We start from the raw sequence: 15129 nt of genomic DNA on the forward strand, positions 1-15129 counted from the left end.
CGGTGGGCGTCCCGAATGAGGCATTCAGGGCGTCAGGCAGGTGACCGCGGGGGTCGCCCACTGGCCGTTGGCCATGACGGTGAAGCCGAAGGTGGTGCTGGTGCCGGGGGCGAGGTTGCCGTTTCCGTTGGGGCGCATGGTCATCACGTTGCCGTTCCAGCTGGGCGTTCCGTTCCAGGTGGTGGCGACCTGTTGGGGCGCGGTCAGGGTGACCGTCGCGGTCCAGCTGGTGATCGCCGCGGCGCCCGCCCTGATCGTCACCTCACCGTTGAACCGGTCGCCCCACTGCTGGGTGGTCCGGTAGGTCGCCGTGCACGCGCCGACCGGCGGCGTGCCGGGATCGCCGGTCGGCGCGACCGCGCGGCCGGTGGTCGGCGAGATCATGCCGGCGCACAGGTTGCGGCTGGCCAGGTTGGCCATGATCTGCGGAATGGCGTTGATGGTGGTCTGGTAGCCGTCGTGCATCAGGATGACCCCGCCCGACTGCAGGTTCCCCGCCGCCTGCACGATCTGGCTGGTGCTCGCGCCGTTCCAGTCCTGGGAGTCGACCGACCAGAGCACCTCGGTGAGCCCGAGCTGCGCCTCGACGGTGCGCACGGTCGCGTTGGTTTCGCCGTAGGGCGGCCGGAACAGGTTCGGGGTCTGCCCGATCGCCTGCTGGAGCGCCTGTTGGGTCTGGGAGAGCTCCGAGGTGATCTGGGCGGCGCTGAGCTGGGTCAGGTGCGGATGCGACCAGCTGTGGTTGCCGACCCACATCCCGGCGTCCACCTGACTCCTGGCCAGCGAGGGGTTCTGCTGGACCTTCGAGCCGATGTTGAAGAACGTGGCCCGCGCCCCGGCCGAGCGCAGCGCGTTGAGCAGTTGGCTGGTGGTGCCGCCGTTCGGGCCGTCGTCGTAGGTGAGGCCGACGTAGCCGGCAGAACAGTCGGCGGCCGGCGCGGCGGCGGCGCTCGGCACGGCCGCGGCCGACAGGCCGAGCAGTACCGCGAGCGTCGTCGTGCAGGCGGAGGTAACGGCAGTTCTGAACATCACTCCTCCAGTGGAGTCATCGAACAGACAATTACCCGCCTTTCCTGAATATAAGCCGCCGATCTTGGCCCGTCAAAGAGTCCTGCCGGTGACACCGGGGCGTCACCGGCAGGACTCAGCGGGTCAGCCGATGCCCTGGTGCACCGCCGTCATCAGCTCACCGTTGGGGGTGTCGCCGTCGATGGACCAGATCATCGCGCCGCCAAGGCCGTTGTCCTTGATCCAGGCGGCCTTGCGGGCGATCTCGGTCGCGTCGTCGAAGGTCCAGAACGTGGAACCGTTGAACAGCCACGCATGCCCGGACGCCGCGTCCCGGTGCAGCGTGTAACCGCTGTCCAGCAACGGTTTGAGCAGCTTGTAGTCGTTGATGCCGGCTTCGTAGCGGCCCGGCGCGGGACCGGTCGCCGACTGGTGCAGACCGTTGTTCGCGTTGGTCACCCCGGTCCAGCCCCGGCCGTAGAACGGGACCCCGAGCACGAGCTCGTCGGCCGGTGCGCCCCGGCTGGTCCACGCGTCGGCCGCGATCTCGATGCTGTACGGCTTGGGGCCAGGGTCACCGGCCGGCAGCCGCAGCGCGGACTGGTTGTTGGTGACCGTTTCCCAGCCGCCGTGCAGGTCATATCCCTGCAGGGTGGCGAAGTCGAGCTGGTCGAAGACCTGGTCGACCTCGAAGCCGGCGGTCACCTTCTCCGGGTCGGCCGGCAGGAACGCGCTCAGCTCGTAGTGCTTGCCGGTGGTCGCGCCGTGGGCGTCGAGCTGGCGGCGCCATTCGGCCAGCAGCAGCGTAAAGTTCTGCTTGTCCTCCGGCCGGATCACGTTGCCGGTGTTGCCCTCGCTGCCCGGCCACTCCCAGTCCAGGTCGACGCCGTCGAACACGCCGGCCGCCGAGCCGGGACCGCCCTGCGGCTCACCGCCGAGCTGCGGCAGGTTGCCCTTGATCCACATGTCCAGGCAGGAGGCCACGTGCGCCTGGCGGGACGCGGAGGTCAGCGCGGCGTTGGAGAAGTACTTCGACCAGGTCCAGCCGCCGAAGGAGATGTGCACCTTCAGGTTCGGGTACTTGGCCTTCAACTGCTTGAGCTGGTTGAGGTTTCCGGCCAGCGGCTGGTCGTAGACGTCGGCCTGGCCGTTGACCGTCTGGTCGGCGGTGAACCGGCGCTGGTAGTCCGCCCACGCGTCGCCCTCGCCGAGCTGGTTGACCTGGAAGCACTTGCCGGTCGAGTCGATGTTGCCGAACGCGTAGTTGATGTGCGTCAGCTTGGCCGCCGACCCGGAGGTGTCCAGGTTCTTCACCAGGTACGCGCGGTCGTAGACGCCCCACTGGGTGAAGTAGGCGACCTTGCGGTTGCCGCCCTGGCCGGGGTCGCCCTGCTCGTCGGTGGTCACCGACACCGCGGCGCTGAACGCCGAGACGTTGCCCGCCTCGTCGCGCGCGCGGACGCGGAAGCTGTAGGTGGTGCTCGGTGCCAGTCCGCCGACGGTGATCGTGGTCGAGGCGGTGGAGCCGACCGGGGTGGCGGCGTTGCCCTGGAACACCTCGTAGGCGGCCACGCCGACGTTGTCGGTGGCCGCCTGCCAGCTCAACGGGACCGAGGTGCCGGTCGGGTCACCGGCGCGCAGGCCGGACGGCGCGGACGGCGCCTCGCCGTCGGGTTCGCCCGACGAGCCGTCGCAGGCGAAGCCGTTGACCGTGCAGTTGAGCGGCGCGCCGGGACCGGTGCCGTTGAAGCCGAACGCGGTGGAGCCACCCGCGGGCACCGAGCCGTTGTAGCCGCGGTTGACGAACCGGTAGTGGTCGCCGGTGCGGGTCAGGTCCGCCTCCCACGCCGAGCCGATCGCGGTGCCGGCTGGCAGGTCGAACTCCACCGTCCAGCCCGACAGCGCGCTGGTGCCGGCCTGGACGACGATCTGGCCGGTGAAGCCGCTGCCCCAGTCGGACACCTTGGCGAACACGGCGGTCGGGTTGGTCGCGGCCTGCGCCGTGCCGGCCAGGCCGGTGAACGCGAGCGCTACGGCCAACAGCAACGGGCCGAACAGTCGTCGGTTCGCTGACGATCTCGATGACATCGGTCTCCTCCGGTCGATGGCAGGGGTATCACGGGGGATCTGCACCACCTTGTGGTCTAGACCACAGTGAATCAAGGTCTAGACCACCGTTGTCACCGGACTGCAACCAGGACCGCTACCGCAGCGGTGGCGTGCTCGCCGGCGGGGCGCGGTGGCCGGTCGCCTGCTCGTAGCCGTGCGCCATGGCCAGCAGGGTCGGCTCGGTGAACGGGAGCCCGAGCAGCTCCACGCCGACCGGCAGCCCGGCCGGGGTGAACCCGGCGGGCATCGACAGCGCCGGATAGCCGCTGTAGCCGGCCAGCCGGCAGTTCGCGTACGACTGGCTGGTGCCGATGACCGTCGGCGGCTCGGTGATCGTCGGGTAGACCAGCGCGTCGAGGTCGTGGGCGGCCATCAGCTCGGCGATGCCGGCGCGCAGCAGGTCCCGCTGGCGCAGCTTCTCCGTGTACTCCGGGTTGGGCAGCGGCGGGCTGTGCACCCAGCCGCGCAGCGTGCTCAGCACGGTCGGGGTGACCTGGCCGGAGGCGGCGATGTCGGCCATGGTGACCGCGCGCGCCGGTGGTTCCAGGCGCGCGAGCCACGCCGGGCGGCCGTTCGCCGAGGCGTCGAGGTAGCGGTCGAGGTCGCGCTCGAACTCGTCACGCACCCGGTTGGCCTTGGCCGCGGCGTCCAGCAACGCGGGTTGGGCGCCGAGTTCGACGGTTCGCGCGCCGAGTGCGGACATGTCGGCGATCGCCGCGCGGACCAGGACGTTGGTCTGCTGTTCGGTCTCGGTGGCGCCGAAGTAGTCGGTGAACACGCCGATCCGCTTGCCGCGCAACCCATCCGGGCGCAGGCTGTCCAGGTAGCTGCGCGGCAGCCTGCCGATCGAGGCGGCGGTCACCGGGTCGCGGCGGTCGTAGCCGACGGTGGCGTCCAGCAGCAGCGCCACGTCCCGCACGGAGACGGCCAGTGGTCCGGCGGTGTCCTGGGTGCCGGCCAGCGGCGCGATGCCGGCCCTGCTCGACAGCCCTAGTGTCGGCCGCAACCCGACGAGGTTGTTGTGCGCGGCGGGAATCCGGATCGAGCCGCAGGTGTCGGTGCCCAGACCGGCCGGTGCGAACGCCGCCGCGACCGCGGCCCCGGTGCCGCCGCTGGAGCCGCCGGGGTGGCGCTGTTGGTCGTAGGGGTTGCGGGTCTGGCCGCCCAGCGAGCTGATGGTGGTGATGTTCATGGCGAACTCGTGCAGGTTGGTCTTCGCCAGGATGATCGCGCCCGCGTCGCGCAGCCGGGCGACCTGGGTGCTGTCGACGCGGGGGCGCAGCGACCGCAGGGCCAGGGACCCGGTGGTGGTCGGCAGGTCGTGGGTGTCCATGTTGTCCTTGACCACCACCGGGATGCCGTGCAGCGGGCCGCGGGTGCGGCCGAGGCGGCGCTCCCGGTCCAGCCGCGCGGCCGTGGCCATGGCTTTCGGGTTCACCGTGATGACCGCGTTGACCCCGGGCTGGGTGGCGTAGGCATCCTCGTAGGCATCCTCGTAGGCATCCTCGTAGGCGCCGATCCGGCGCAGGTACTCCCTGACCAGCTCGACCGAGGTCACCTGGCTGGTGTCGAGCAGTTCTGCCAGGTCGGCGACCCCGAGCCCGACCACGTCGACCCTGTCCGGGTGGGCGGCGGCGGGCGTGACGACCAATGACGTGACCAGTGACGTGACCAGGGCGGCGGCAAGCAACGGCCGGGCGATGCGGCGGCGGTAGGTCATGGACTTCGACACTATGGCTGTTTCGCCGGGAGCGGAACCGCTGCTCAGGGCGTCGTGCCGGTGCCAGGATGACGGTATGGCCGACGTCGTGCACCTCCATCCCGACCGCGAACCCGCACCGGAGCCGCTGTGGCGGGAGGCGCTCGGCCGCCACCTGCGCACGGCCAGGGAGCGGCGGGGCGGCCGCCTGGTGGACGTCGCGCGGCGAGCCGGCATCTCGCCGCAGTACCTGTCCGAGATCGAACGCGGCCGCAAGGAGCCGTCCAGCGAGATGATCGCCGCGGTCGGCGGTGCGCTGGAGATCGGCCTGGACGACCTGCTCATCGGCGTCGCGAGCGATGTCCGCCGCGGCCGGCCCCCGGTCGCGCACCGCCGGCCGGCGGGTCCGGTGCTCCTGGCGGCCTGACCGCGGTCAGGTCCGCTGGTCGAGGACGTGGTCGGCCAGGCCGTAGGCGACCGCGCTGGCCGCGTCGAACACCCGGTCGCGGTCGGTGTCGTGCCGCAGGTCCTGGACGCTCCGGCCGGTGTGGGTGGAGAGGATCTCCTCCAGCTGGGTACGCACCCGTACCACCTCATCGGCCTGGAGGATGAGGTCGGGGATCGTGCCCCGGCCCTGTGCGGCGGGCTGGTGCAGCACGACCCGGGTGTGGGGCAGCACGGCCCGCCGCCCGGACGCGCCCGCGGCCAGCAGCACCGCGCCCGCCGCGACGGCCTGGCCGACGCAGGTCGTGGCCACCGGTGCCTGGATGTAGCGCATGGTGTCGTACAGCGCGAGCATCGCCGACGGGTCGCCGCCCTCGCAGTTGATGTAGAAGTTGATCTCCTGGTCCGGGTTCTCCGCCTCCAGGTGCAGCAGCTGGGCGATCAACGCGTTGGCCACCCCCGAGTCGATGGCCGTGCCGAGATACACGATCCGCGACGAGAGCAGGTGGGAGTAGACGTCCATGATCCGCTCGCCGCCCGTGGTGCGGGTGACGACGTTGGGAATGGTGTAGGTACTCATGACGGCACTCCCAGTCCGAGTTCGTGGGTGCGCACGGGCACGACCTGCCCGAGGTGGTCGACGATGTGGTCGATGAAGCCGTACTCGCGGGCCTGCTCGGCGGTGAACCAGCGGTCGTGCAGCGAGTCGGCGAAGATCCGGTCGGTCGGCTGCCCGGTGTCCTCGGCGATGATGCCCAGCACGGTGTCCCTGGTGTGGCGCAGGTCGTCGGCCTGCACCTCCACCTCGACCGCGGAGCCGCCGATGCCCGCCGAGCCCTGGTGCATCAGGATGCGGGCGTGGGGCAGGGCGTAGCGCTTGCCCGGGGTGCCGGCGGAGAGCAGGAACTGGCCGGCGCTGCAGGCGAGCCCGAGGGTCAGCGTGACCACGTCACACGGCACGAGCCGCATGACGTCCCGGATGGCGAGCATCGCCGGCACCGAACCGCCGGGCGAGTGGATCCACAGGGCGATGTCCCGGCGGGGGTCGTCGCCGGCGAGGGCGAGCAGTTGGGTCGCGAGGACGGTTCCGTTGTCGTCGTCGAGCACGCCGTCGAGGACCAGCACACGCTGGCTGAGGAACCGTTCCCGCAACCGGTCGTCGAACCGCGGTTGCCTGTCGTCGTTGGTCATGTCCCCGACGATGCCGCCACCGGGGTGCCGCGCGCTCGCCGTTCTGCCGGCGGCAGATCAGCCAACAGCAGCGCTGCCGGTCCGGACCGCAGCGAAGGGTCCCTTCGCTGCGGCCAGTGCAGTGAAGGGACCCTTCGCTGCGGGCTCTGTTATGAGGTGAGGGGCAGGTATCGCCCGCCGAAGAAGACGGCCGGGTCGGTGACCGCCGATGTGGTGAGCCACTGGGGGGTGCCGAACACCAGGACATGGTCGGCGAGCGTGATGGTGTCGGCTACGGTGCACGCCATCACGGCCAGTGCGCCGGTCAGGGCCGGGATGCCGTGCGTCACCTCGTGGGGGACGTTGGTGAAGCGGTCGCCCGATGCGGTGGCGAAGTGGGTGGCCAGGTGGGCCTGGCCCGCGGACAGGATGTTGACCCCGAACGCCTGGCTGGCGGTGATCGCGTGCAGGGTTCGGCTGGTCTCGTTCAGGGATACCAGTACCAGCGGTGGGTTCAGTGACACCGAGGTGAACGTGTTGACCGTGCAGCCGATCGGCGCGTCGGCGAGGTGGCTGGTGACCACGGCGACGCCCGTCGCCCAGCCTCGCATGAAGTCGCGGAGGGACGACCCGTTCACCACCTCGCCGACGGCGGTCACTGGACGCTCAGCGGTTCGGCCAGGCACTGCGCTCGGTGCCGGGACAGCTCGTCGCGGTCGGCGCCGGGTAGGGCCAGCGCGGCGTCGTAGTCGCGGATCGCGTCCGCCAGTCGGCCGGCTTCCTGGTGGAGGAAACCTCGGTTGTACAGCAGGTCCGGGTTGTCCGGGGCCAGGTTCACGGCCAGGTCGAGGTCGGCGAGCGCGGCCTGGCTGTCGCCGCGGTCGTGGTGGAGGACCGCGCGGCTGGCCAGTGCGGCGAGCAGGTGGGTGTCCAGTTCCAGTGCGCGGTCGAAACTCTGGCGGGCGCGGTCGAGGTCGCCGGTGTCCTGGGCGATCAGGCCTCGGGCGTGCAGCAACCTTGCCTCAGTGGGGTGCCGGCGGAGGCCTTCCTCGGTGTGGGTTGACGCCGCGGGCAGGTCGCCGGTCTCCAGCAGGAGGCCGATCAGGTTCATTCTGGCGTCCAGCTCGTCCGGCTCCAGTTCGACCACATAGGACAGGTCGGCGATGGCGCCGTCGTGGTCGCCCAGTTCGGCCTTGACGTCGGCGCGGTTGTAGTGAAGCTCCCAGAACGGGGGTGTCAGGGTGATCGCGTGGTCGTAGTCGGCGACCGCGCTCGCGAGGTCGCCCAGTTTGCGGTGGATGTCGGCGCGGTCGAAGTAGTAGTCGGGGTAGTTGGGGTCCTGGTCGATCACGTCGTGCAGGTCGGTGAGCGACTCGGTCAGGCGGCCGAGCATCATCAGGACCTTGGCTCGGTTGTTCACCAGCACCGAGCGGTGCAGCAGGTGTTTCTGGCCGGGCAGTTCGGCGTCCAGGCGGGCGAGGCCCTCGCTGACGAGTCGGAGGGCTTCGGTCGGGTTGCCCAGGTGGGTTTCCACCAGTGCCAGACCGTTCTGTTGGAAGACGGTGAAGAACACCCGGTCCTCGAAATCCGGTAGCAGGCCGGCCATGGTGATCGCGTTGTTCAGCAGGCCTTTGGCCAGTCGGTGGTTTCTGCGCTCTGGCGTGTGGTGTCTGGTGAACATCATGGCCAGTGCGTAGCAGCACGACATGTGTACTTTGGGGTCGGTGCCGATGGTGGCGAGCTCCAGGTAGATCGGCTCGGTCTCTTCGCTGCGGCCGATCGCGGCGAGCGCGGTGGTGACCTTGGTGCTCAGCAGCCAGTAGGGGTTGGGCTCCTCGGTCGGGTCGATGATCACTCGGCCGCGGTCGCCGTACTCCAGCAGCACGTGGTAGAAGCCGAGGTCGAAGCAGTAGTCCGCGGCTGCCAGCAACGCCGCGCCCGCTGCCCGCCGGTCCGAGCCGTGTTCCAGGTGGTAGAGCAGGGCGCCGAGGCGCAGGCTCTGTTCGTCTCTGGTGGACAGTTGGGCGGCGTGCTCGTCGTGTAGGCGCGTGCGTTCGGTCTGCGGTGTCGTTTCGTAGGCCGCGATCTCCCGGGGATCGCGGGTGGTGCCGGCCGAGTCCAGGTAGGCGTGGACCAGTTCGGCGACGGTGCGGTGGTCGCCGGGCGCGGAGGGCTGCGGCAGGATGATTTTGCGGGCGTGGCGGTCCAGTGCCGTGGACAGCTCCTCCGTGAGGGGGCCGTCGCCGGTTTCGGCGATCAGGCGGACTCGGCCGGAGTTGGCTCGGCGCAACGCGATCGCCAGGAACTCCTGGTCGGTGTGGTCGGCCTGGTCGACGTTGCGCAGGCGTAGCGTCAGCTCGATTCCCGTCTGGGCGGCGTAGGACTCCAGCAGCTCCACCGCGGCGTGGGCGTGCCGTCTGGTCCGGTTGGCCGGATAGACCCTGGTGCGCTCGCTGGGCACGGCCAGTGAGGTCAGGGTCTGCGGTGCGGCACCGACCACGCTTTGCAGCTCCGGGGCCACCGACAGGATCGCGATCACGTTGCGGTGCACCAGATCCGGACAGCGTTCGGTGATCGCGGGCACCAGTTCGCGCAGTATCGCGCCAAGTCCGGTGTAGGGGCCGCGGAGCTGACGGTGACAGTCGACGACTACGTCGGCCGGCTCGGCACTCCCCTGCCAGGGGACGACGAGCCACAGGTGGCTGTTCATACTGCTTCCTCCCGGAGTTCTCTGGTCGGTGACGGGGTCGGCGTGCTCGATCCGCCTGCCAGCAGGGGCAGCACGACGAACTGCACGACCAACAGGGCGAGTGAGATCAGCGAGTCCCAGAACCTGGCCTGGGTCGCGCCGGCGGCCAGCGCCGAGCCGACCCGCTCGACGAACTCGACGGCGATCGGCACCACGGCGAACACCGCGGTGACCAGAAGCGCCAGCACGCCGCCGGCGGTGATCCAGGCGAAGGCGGGCGCGGTCTTCCGGTCACGGGGCGAGAAGTCCGCGAAGTCCACATCGGATGGACGGACTCCCGGCAGGGACCGGAACTTCCGCCGCAGGTACACCACGGTCGCCTCGTGGGGGTTGGTGCAGCCGAGCGCGGTGGTCAGCACGTAGTACAGGTCGGTACGCAGGAGCAGGTAGAACTGCCAGGCCAGGCGCAGCAACGTGACATAGGCGACGGCGAGCGCGAACCGGCCGGCGAGCGACAGCCCACCCGGCAGGTCGACCACGGCCACCACCATCAGGCAGCCGAACAGCACCAGGTCGCCGACCATCCCGGCCAGGAACGGCAGGTAGCGCTTGGCGCGCGGCACTCCGAGCAGACCGTTCAGCTCGGTCTCGAACACGAAGTAGTACCAGCGGCGGCCGACCCCGAGCCGGGAGGGCAGGCCGAGTCGTCTGCCGGCCAGCATGTGGCAGAACTCGTGCAGCAGTGCCGCGGGCAGCTGTGCCAGCGCGAGGACGAGCTGCACGATCACCAGCGACGAGGTGAAGAAGACATTGTGGTAGTGCGGTCGTAGTACGGGTTCGGCCACCATGGCGACCACCGCGACGCCGAGCACGCCCGCGTAGCACAGCCAGGCCACCGGCGAGAAGGCCGCACGACCGGCCGTGCGCAGCGAGACGGTGGTCGCCTCGGCCGGTGAGTCGTCGCCGGTGCGGACGAAACCCAGTTCCCGCAGGGAGTCGACGAAGTCCTCCAGGTCGACGGTCTCGCCGAACTCGGTGGCGTACCAGGTCGCGGCGTCGGTTGTGGACAGTCCGTCGGCCAGCCTGCGCAGCAGTTCGGCGCCGTCGGCCGGCAGCTGCACGAACGACCCGATGTCCGGTCGGCCGACGGTCACGCCGTCGGGCTCTGCCACGAACGTGAGTGGGTGGAAGTCCAGATGTGTCATCGCAGTTCTCCGCGGGAAGTCGCCCGTGGTTGGCGTGCCCGCGCCCGGCAGGACTCGTGGTCAGGGCGCGAGCACGCCGTTCACGGATCAGCAACAGGGCTGGCAGTACGCCGAGGCGGACGACGTCAGCTTGATCGAGCCCGTCTTGCGGATGGCGATCTTCTTCATGCGGGGGTCACCCCCTCCCCTCTCCGTTCTCCTGTGCTGGTCGGGAAACCCGGCCGGCACAGACGAACCTGTCATGAACCCGGCACCCGGACATGGGGACACCGCCCCCAAATCTCCGGACAGACCACTTCGAACACCCCGGGGGAACGCACGAAAACGGGTAGTGCGCCACCTGTCCGCCTCGGCCGCCGGCACCGCATGCTTCGCTCCATGCGAAACGATGCCCTGACGATCATCGTGTGCGGCGCCAGCGCGGCGATCGGGGTCGCCCCCTACCTGACCTGGCTACGCCAGGAGCTCGACCTGCCACTGCGGGTGTTGCTCACCCACAGCGCCGAACGGTTCGTCCAGCCGGCGGCGCTGGCCTGGTATGCCGACGAGGTCTACACCAGCGCCGACCCCGCGGTGAACCCCACCGAGCTGGCGCGCCGGTCGGTGGGGCTGGTAGTGCTGCCGGCCAGCGCCAACACCGTGGCCGCCGCCGCGCACGGGCTGGCCGGCACTCCCGCCCAGACCGCGATCCTGGCCGACGAGCGGCCGGCGTTGTTCTTTCCCAGCATGAACGAGTCCATGTGGGCCAGGGAGGTCACCCGGCGCAACGTCGAGACGCTGCGCGGTGACGGGCACACCGTCGTGGATCCCCGGCAGGGGCCGGTGTTCGAGCTGTGGCGGCGGGAGAACGCGATCGGCATCGCGATGCTCCCGCCGGACGAGGCGACCGAGGTCATCATCTCCTGGCTGGAGCAGCGCATGTCCACTGAGGACAACCCAGCGGACACCACAGAAGAGGTGGCGCTCAGCGGGTGAAGAAGGCCAACGCGTAGTCGTTGAGCGCCTCCCGGGATGACTGACCGGTCTTGACCACCAGGTTGGCCACGTGTTTCTCCGCCGTGCGCGGCGAGATGTGCAGCCGGGCGGCGATCGCCTTGTTGCCGAGGCGGTTGACCAGCAGCTCGAACACCTCGTACTCGCGGATCGTCACGCCGAGCGCGCGCAGCTCGGCGGGCACCCGCTCGGTGCCGGTGCGCCGCTGCGGCACCGACGCCCCGAGCTGGCGCAGCAACGCCCGACAGGCGCTGGCCACCGCCGGCACCGACGCCTGGTGGAAGTACTCCTCGGCCTGGCGAAGCCATTTCTCCGGCTCGCCCCAGCCACCCGCGTGCGCGACCTCGGCGACCAGCCGCAGGCCGAGATGGCGGGCCATCGCGAACGGCACGGCGAGGTCCTGGGCCCGCGCCACCGCGGCGACCGCGTCCACCGTCCGCCCCGACCGTCCCAACAGGACGGCGTGGGCCAGCACGACGAACTGCCGGTTCCACCGCATCCGCCCGGTCGAGCTGTTGGCCGCCCGGTCGTAGTCGTCCCACCCGGCCTCGCCGAACAGCACCCGCAGCAACAGGTACAGCCCGTACCGGCCCGACACGTGCAATGTGGACGGATTCTCCCCGGTGTCGGTCAGCGCGCCGGCGAGCTCGGCGAGCACCCGGTCCCGGTCCTCCTCGAGCAGCGCGCACATCACCCGCAACGGCCGTTCCTGGGCGAGTTCCCCGTCCGCGGCCCGGAACTCGGTCAGCGCCCGCTCCAGCTCCCGGCGCCTGCCCTGGTGCGCGGCCACCGTGGCCCTGGTCAGCAGCGCGTGCCTGGCCACGTAGGCCAACCGGAGCTTGCTGGTGGCCGCGTGGCACTCGTCGGCGAGCTCGGCCGCGCGGGGGAAGTCGCCGCACAGCGTGGTGTGCATGGCGATGGTGGTGTCCACGACGTACCCGATGCTGATCGCGCCGACCCGCAACGCCTCCAGCCTGGCCTCGTGCAGGCTCGTGGTGCACGCGTCGGCGAGCCAGTCGTTGCCGGCCAGGCGCACCAGCGCGTAGATCCGCCAGATCGGCAGCCGGTGTTCCTCGGCGATCGCCCTTGCCCGTTCGAAGCAGGCGCTCGCCTCGGCCAGGTCCCGCTCCCGGGCGAGGTCGCCGATGGTCTGCCAGGCCTGGCACAGGATCGCCGGCAGCCCGGCGCGCTCGGCCATGGCCGCGGCCCGCCGGGCGAGCACCTCGGCCTCGGCGGTGCGGTCGTGTCCCGGCGCGCCGAGCGCGAGGTCGGCGGCGACCGCGTCCAGCGGCGCGGCGTCGACGTCGGCCGGCTCCGGCCCGAGCAGTTCCCTGGCCATGGCGACGTGGGCGACGCCGTCGACGTAGCGGCCGGCGACCTCGGCCACCCAGGCAAGGCGCACGTGCAGGACGGCCAGCCGCCGGGCGTCGAGCGCCGATCCGCGCTCGGTGAACCGTTCCACGAGCTCGAAGGCCCGGTCGAACTCGCCGGCCTCGGCCAGCGAGTACAGCAACGACTCCAGCACGTCGGCCCGCAGGTTCACGTCGACCTCGGCGCCGTCGGTGCCATCGTGCTCGGCGAGCAGGCTGTCCGCCCTGGCCAGCAACGACACCGCCGACGTCGCCGCGCCCGCGGCCAGCGCCCGAGTGCCCGCCTCGGCGAACAGCACCGCGGCGCCGACCTTGTGTCCACAGTGGACCCGTAGGGCGGCGACCAGCTGGCACCACTCCCCCGGCAGCTTCGGATGCAGGTCCACGATGGCGTCGGCGGCCCGCCGGGACAGCTCGGCACGGTCGGTCGGGGTGAGCTGGGCCAGCAACGCCTCGCTGGTCAACGGATGCTGGAAGGCATACCAGTCGGGAGCGGGCTCGTCGGTGGTGACCAGCTGCGCGGCGACCCCGGCGTGCAGGTGCCCGATCAGCGTCCGGTCGTCCATCCCGGTCACCCGCTGCACCACCGGCAGCGGGAACCGGTGACCGAGCACGGCGGCCACCGACAACAGCATGCGGCCCTGCAGGCCGAGCCGGTCGGTGCGCCGGGAGATGCTGCGCACCAACGTCGCCGGCACCTCGGTTCTCGGCGCGCCGACCAGCTGCCAGCCATCGGCACCGCGCCGCAGCAGCCCGGTACTTACCATGCTGTGCAACAACTCCTCGAGCACGAACGGGTTTCCGGCGCTGCTCTCCCACAACGGCGCCAGCACCGACTCCGGCACCGCCGCCGGCTCCACCTCCAGACAGCACGCCACCAGCAGGCGGGTGTCCTCCCGGCCGAACCGGTCCAGCGCGCACACCAGGCCCGCGCCGCGCTGGGCGATCGACTGCGCGAGGTCCAGCGCGGCGCACGACTCGTTGCGGATGGTGCCCACCAGGACCGCCGGCGCCCGCTCGATGTTGTCCACCAGGTACTCCAGCACCGCGAGGGTCTCCGCGTCGGCGTCCTGGAGGTCGTCGAAGATCAGCAGACAGCCGGTGTCCCGGCCGAGCACCGAGGTGAGCCGGACGAACCCCTCCGCCAGGATCACCAGCGACTCGCCGCCCTGCTGGGAGTCGCCGGTGCTCCATTCCGGTACCAGCCGGCCGAGCACCGGCCGGTACGGGCCCAGCGCGCCGTCCAGCTCCGGGTCCCGCACCCTGGACAGGGACAGCAACGCCTCGGCCAGCGGCCGGAACGGGACGGTGGGGCCGATGGTGCTGCACCGCCCGCGCAGTACCCGCATCCCGGCGGCGTAGGCGCGACCGGAGGCCTCGACGGCGAGCCGGGACTTGCCGATTCCCGGCTCGCCGACCAGGAACACCGCGCCCCCGGTGCTGGCGCGCGCGTCGGCCAACACCCGGTCCAGCACCCGCAGTTCAGCGTCCCGCGCCACCACGGACGACGCCCTTGTCCTCATGCGGCAACACTAAACCGCCCCCCTCGATCCGTGGTGCGCGCGACTTTCGGTGCCCCGCCGTCACCTCAACAGGTCCACGCACAACACCAACTGGTCTGCGGGATGGTCGGCACGTTGTTGGTCACCACCCCGGCGGCGACCGCGAGGCCAAGGTAGCCGGACAGGATCGCGGCCCGTCCGTTGGTGACGCGGCCGGGCAGCGACACCTTCCCCGCCGGGTGGTCCTCGAGGTCACCGTCTCTGGCCTCGACGTCTTTCCATGCTCTGACCTGGTCATTCTCCTCGTGCACGCTGTTTCCTCCCCATGGCTGTGTTACTGGTTAGATCGGTCCACCTGGCTCAAGCGTGAGCACCGATGGCACTCTTTCGGTGAATCCGAGCCGCAGCAGGCCGTAGCCGATGCCGGCGAGGCCGGTGAGCAGGCCGGGGGTGTGCACCCCGTCCGGTGTGCCGCAGCGCGGGCCCCACTGGTCGAGCGCGCCGAGCAGCCGGGCCACCGAGGGGGCCAGCGCCGCCGCCGCGTCCGCGCGACCCCGGCCGGCCAGGGTCGTGAGCGCCTCGAGGACGCCGAGTTCGCCGTGACAGAGGCTGAGGTCGCGCACCGGGTTGCGGTGGCGCAGTACCGCCACCGCGCGGGCCATGTCCGGCTCAAGGGCGTCGTGGGCGAGCAGCGCGCCCGCCAGGCCGGCGCACCAGCCGTGGTCGGTGTCCTCGATCCGGTCGGCCAGTGGCGTGGCGCGGGCGAGCACGTCGGCCGAGGTCGCGGCGAACCGGGTGCCGGTGGCGCGGCCGAGGGCGTAGGCGATGCCCTCGTGGCCGCCGGCGAAACCGGTCTCGGGGAACGCGCCGGCCTCCTGGTCCGGTCGCGGCGAGCGGACCAGCCGGTCGGCGAGGATGGTGGCCGCGTCGGCCGCGGCGG

General features: G+C 71.0%; 13 protein-coding genes. 2 read left to right on the forward strand and 11 right to left on the reverse strand.

The genetic code is table 11. From position 1 onward, the window contains the following. Positions 1 to 24: 24 nt before the first annotated feature. From ACYVIP_RS37270 to ACYVIP_RS37280, 3 genes are all read right to left on the reverse strand, one after another. Positions 25 to 1029, reverse strand: coding sequence for a polysaccharide deacetylase family protein (locus ACYVIP_RS37270; RefSeq protein ID WP_460405182.1), 1005 nt, complete (start codon positions 1027 to 1029; stop codon positions 25 to 27). Between the two features lie 123 nt (positions 1030 to 1152). Next, entirely contained in the window at positions 1153 to 3096 is a 1944-nt protein-coding gene (locus ACYVIP_RS37275) for a glycosyl hydrolase family 18 protein (RefSeq protein WP_460405184.1), read from the reverse strand. A gap of 115 nt (positions 3097 to 3211) precedes the next feature. After that, positions 3212 to 4837, reverse strand: coding sequence for an amidase (locus ACYVIP_RS37280; RefSeq protein ID WP_460405186.1), 1626 nt, complete (start codon positions 4835 to 4837; stop codon positions 3212 to 3214). 76 nt (positions 4838 to 4913) lie between these two features. Between ACYVIP_RS37280 and ACYVIP_RS37285 the strand changes: the two genes are divergently transcribed. After that, positions 4914 to 5243, forward strand: coding sequence for a helix-turn-helix domain-containing protein (locus ACYVIP_RS37285; RefSeq protein ID WP_460405188.1), 330 nt, complete (start codon positions 4914 to 4916; stop codon positions 5241 to 5243). A 6-nt stretch (positions 5244 to 5249) separates the two neighbouring features. Here ACYVIP_RS37285 and ACYVIP_RS37290 read toward each other — a convergent pair whose 3' ends face one another. The 5 genes from ACYVIP_RS37290 to ACYVIP_RS37310 all read right to left on the reverse strand — a co-directional run bounded on the left by ACYVIP_RS37290 (position 5250) and on the right by ACYVIP_RS37310 (position 10324). Beyond that, complete coding sequence (locus tag ACYVIP_RS37290; protein ID WP_460405190.1) at positions 5250 to 5840, reverse strand: ClpP family protease; 591 nt, start codon at positions 5838 to 5840, stop codon at positions 5250 to 5252. Next, the gene (locus ACYVIP_RS37295; protein ID WP_460405192.1) at positions 5837 to 6451 is read right to left on the reverse strand and encodes a ClpP family protease; all 615 of its coding nucleotides are present in this window, start codon (positions 6449 to 6451) and stop codon (positions 5837 to 5839) included. The genes ACYVIP_RS37290 and ACYVIP_RS37295 overlap by 4 nt, the downstream gene beginning before the upstream one ends. Before the next feature lie 149 nt (positions 6452 to 6600). Next, positions 6601 to 7089, reverse strand: a complete 489-nt coding sequence (locus ACYVIP_RS37300; RefSeq protein ID WP_460405194.1) for a flavin reductase family protein — start codon at positions 7087 to 7089, stop codon at positions 6601 to 6603. Then, positions 7086 to 9140, reverse strand: a complete 2055-nt coding sequence (locus ACYVIP_RS37305) for a tetratricopeptide repeat protein (RefSeq protein ID WP_460405196.1) — start codon at positions 9138 to 9140, stop codon at positions 7086 to 7088. The genes ACYVIP_RS37300 and ACYVIP_RS37305 overlap by 4 nt, the downstream gene beginning before the upstream one ends. After that, positions 9137 to 10324 (reverse strand): hypothetical protein, encoded by a 1188-nt coding sequence (locus ACYVIP_RS37310; RefSeq protein ID WP_460405198.1) that lies wholly within the window; start codon positions 10322 to 10324, stop codon positions 9137 to 9139. Before ACYVIP_RS37310 ends, ACYVIP_RS37305 begins: the two co-directional genes overlap by 4 nt. Before the next feature lie 378 nt (positions 10325 to 10702). Between ACYVIP_RS37310 and ACYVIP_RS37315 the strand changes: the two genes are divergently transcribed. Next, entirely contained in the window at positions 10703 to 11299 is a 597-nt protein-coding gene (locus tag ACYVIP_RS37315; protein WP_460405200.1) for a flavoprotein, read from the forward strand. Here ACYVIP_RS37315 and ACYVIP_RS37320 read toward each other — a convergent pair. The 3 genes from ACYVIP_RS37320 to ACYVIP_RS37330 all read right to left on the reverse strand — a co-directional run. Beyond that, positions 11289 to 14210, reverse strand: a complete 2922-nt coding sequence (locus tag ACYVIP_RS37320) for an ATP-binding protein (RefSeq protein WP_460405202.1) — start codon at positions 14208 to 14210, stop codon at positions 11289 to 11291. The genes ACYVIP_RS37315 and ACYVIP_RS37320 overlap by 11 nt on opposite strands. Before the next feature lie 65 nt (positions 14211 to 14275). Further along, a complete protein-coding gene (locus ACYVIP_RS37325; protein WP_460405204.1) occupies positions 14276 to 14500 on the reverse strand; it encodes a hypothetical protein in 225 nt (74 codons plus the stop codon). A gap of 30 nt (positions 14501 to 14530) precedes the next feature. Continuing rightward, positions 14531 to 15129: lanthionine synthetase LanC family protein (locus ACYVIP_RS37330; protein ID WP_460405205.1), on the reverse strand; the 599-nt coding region annotated here is incomplete at its 5' end.

The organism is Actinophytocola sediminis, assembly GCF_054779715.1.

What these genes read in the sequence shown, in the direction of transcription:
- ACYVIP_RS37280 (WP_460405186.1), bottom strand. Translation starts at nt 4,837, where the DNA reads ATGACCTACCGCCGCCGCATCGCCCGGCCGTTGCTTGCCGCCGCCCTG.
- ACYVIP_RS37310 (WP_460405198.1), bottom strand. Translation starts at nt 10,324, where the DNA reads ATGACACATCTGGACTTCCACCCACTCACGTTCGTGGCAGAGCCCGAC.
- ACYVIP_RS37295 (WP_460405192.1), bottom strand. Translation starts at nt 6,451, where the DNA reads ATGACCAACGACGACAGGCAACCGCGGTTCGACGACCGGTTGCGGGAA.
- ACYVIP_RS37270 (WP_460405182.1), bottom strand. Translation starts at nt 1,029, where the DNA reads ATGTTCAGAACTGCCGTTACCTCCGCCTGCACGACGACGCTCGCGGTA.
- ACYVIP_RS37320 (WP_460405202.1), bottom strand. Translation starts at nt 14,210, where the DNA reads ATGAGGACAAGGGCGTCGTCCGTGGTGGCGCGGGACGCTGAACTGCGG.
- ACYVIP_RS37290 (WP_460405190.1), bottom strand. Translation starts at nt 5,840, where the DNA reads ATGAGTACCTACACCATTCCCAACGTCGTCACCCGCACCACGGGCGGC.
- ACYVIP_RS37315 (WP_460405200.1), top strand. Translation starts at nt 10,703, where the DNA reads ATGCGAAACGATGCCCTGACGATCATCGTGTGCGGCGCCAGCGCGGCG.
- ACYVIP_RS37305 (WP_460405196.1), bottom strand. Translation starts at nt 9,140, where the DNA reads ATGAACAGCCACCTGTGGCTCGTCGTCCCCTGGCAGGGGAGTGCCGAG.
- ACYVIP_RS37285 (WP_460405188.1), top strand. Translation starts at nt 4,914, where the DNA reads ATGGCCGACGTCGTGCACCTCCATCCCGACCGCGAACCCGCACCGGAG.
- ACYVIP_RS37275 (WP_460405184.1), bottom strand. Translation starts at nt 3,096, where the DNA reads ATGTCATCGAGATCGTCAGCGAACCGACGACTGTTCGGCCCGTTGCTG.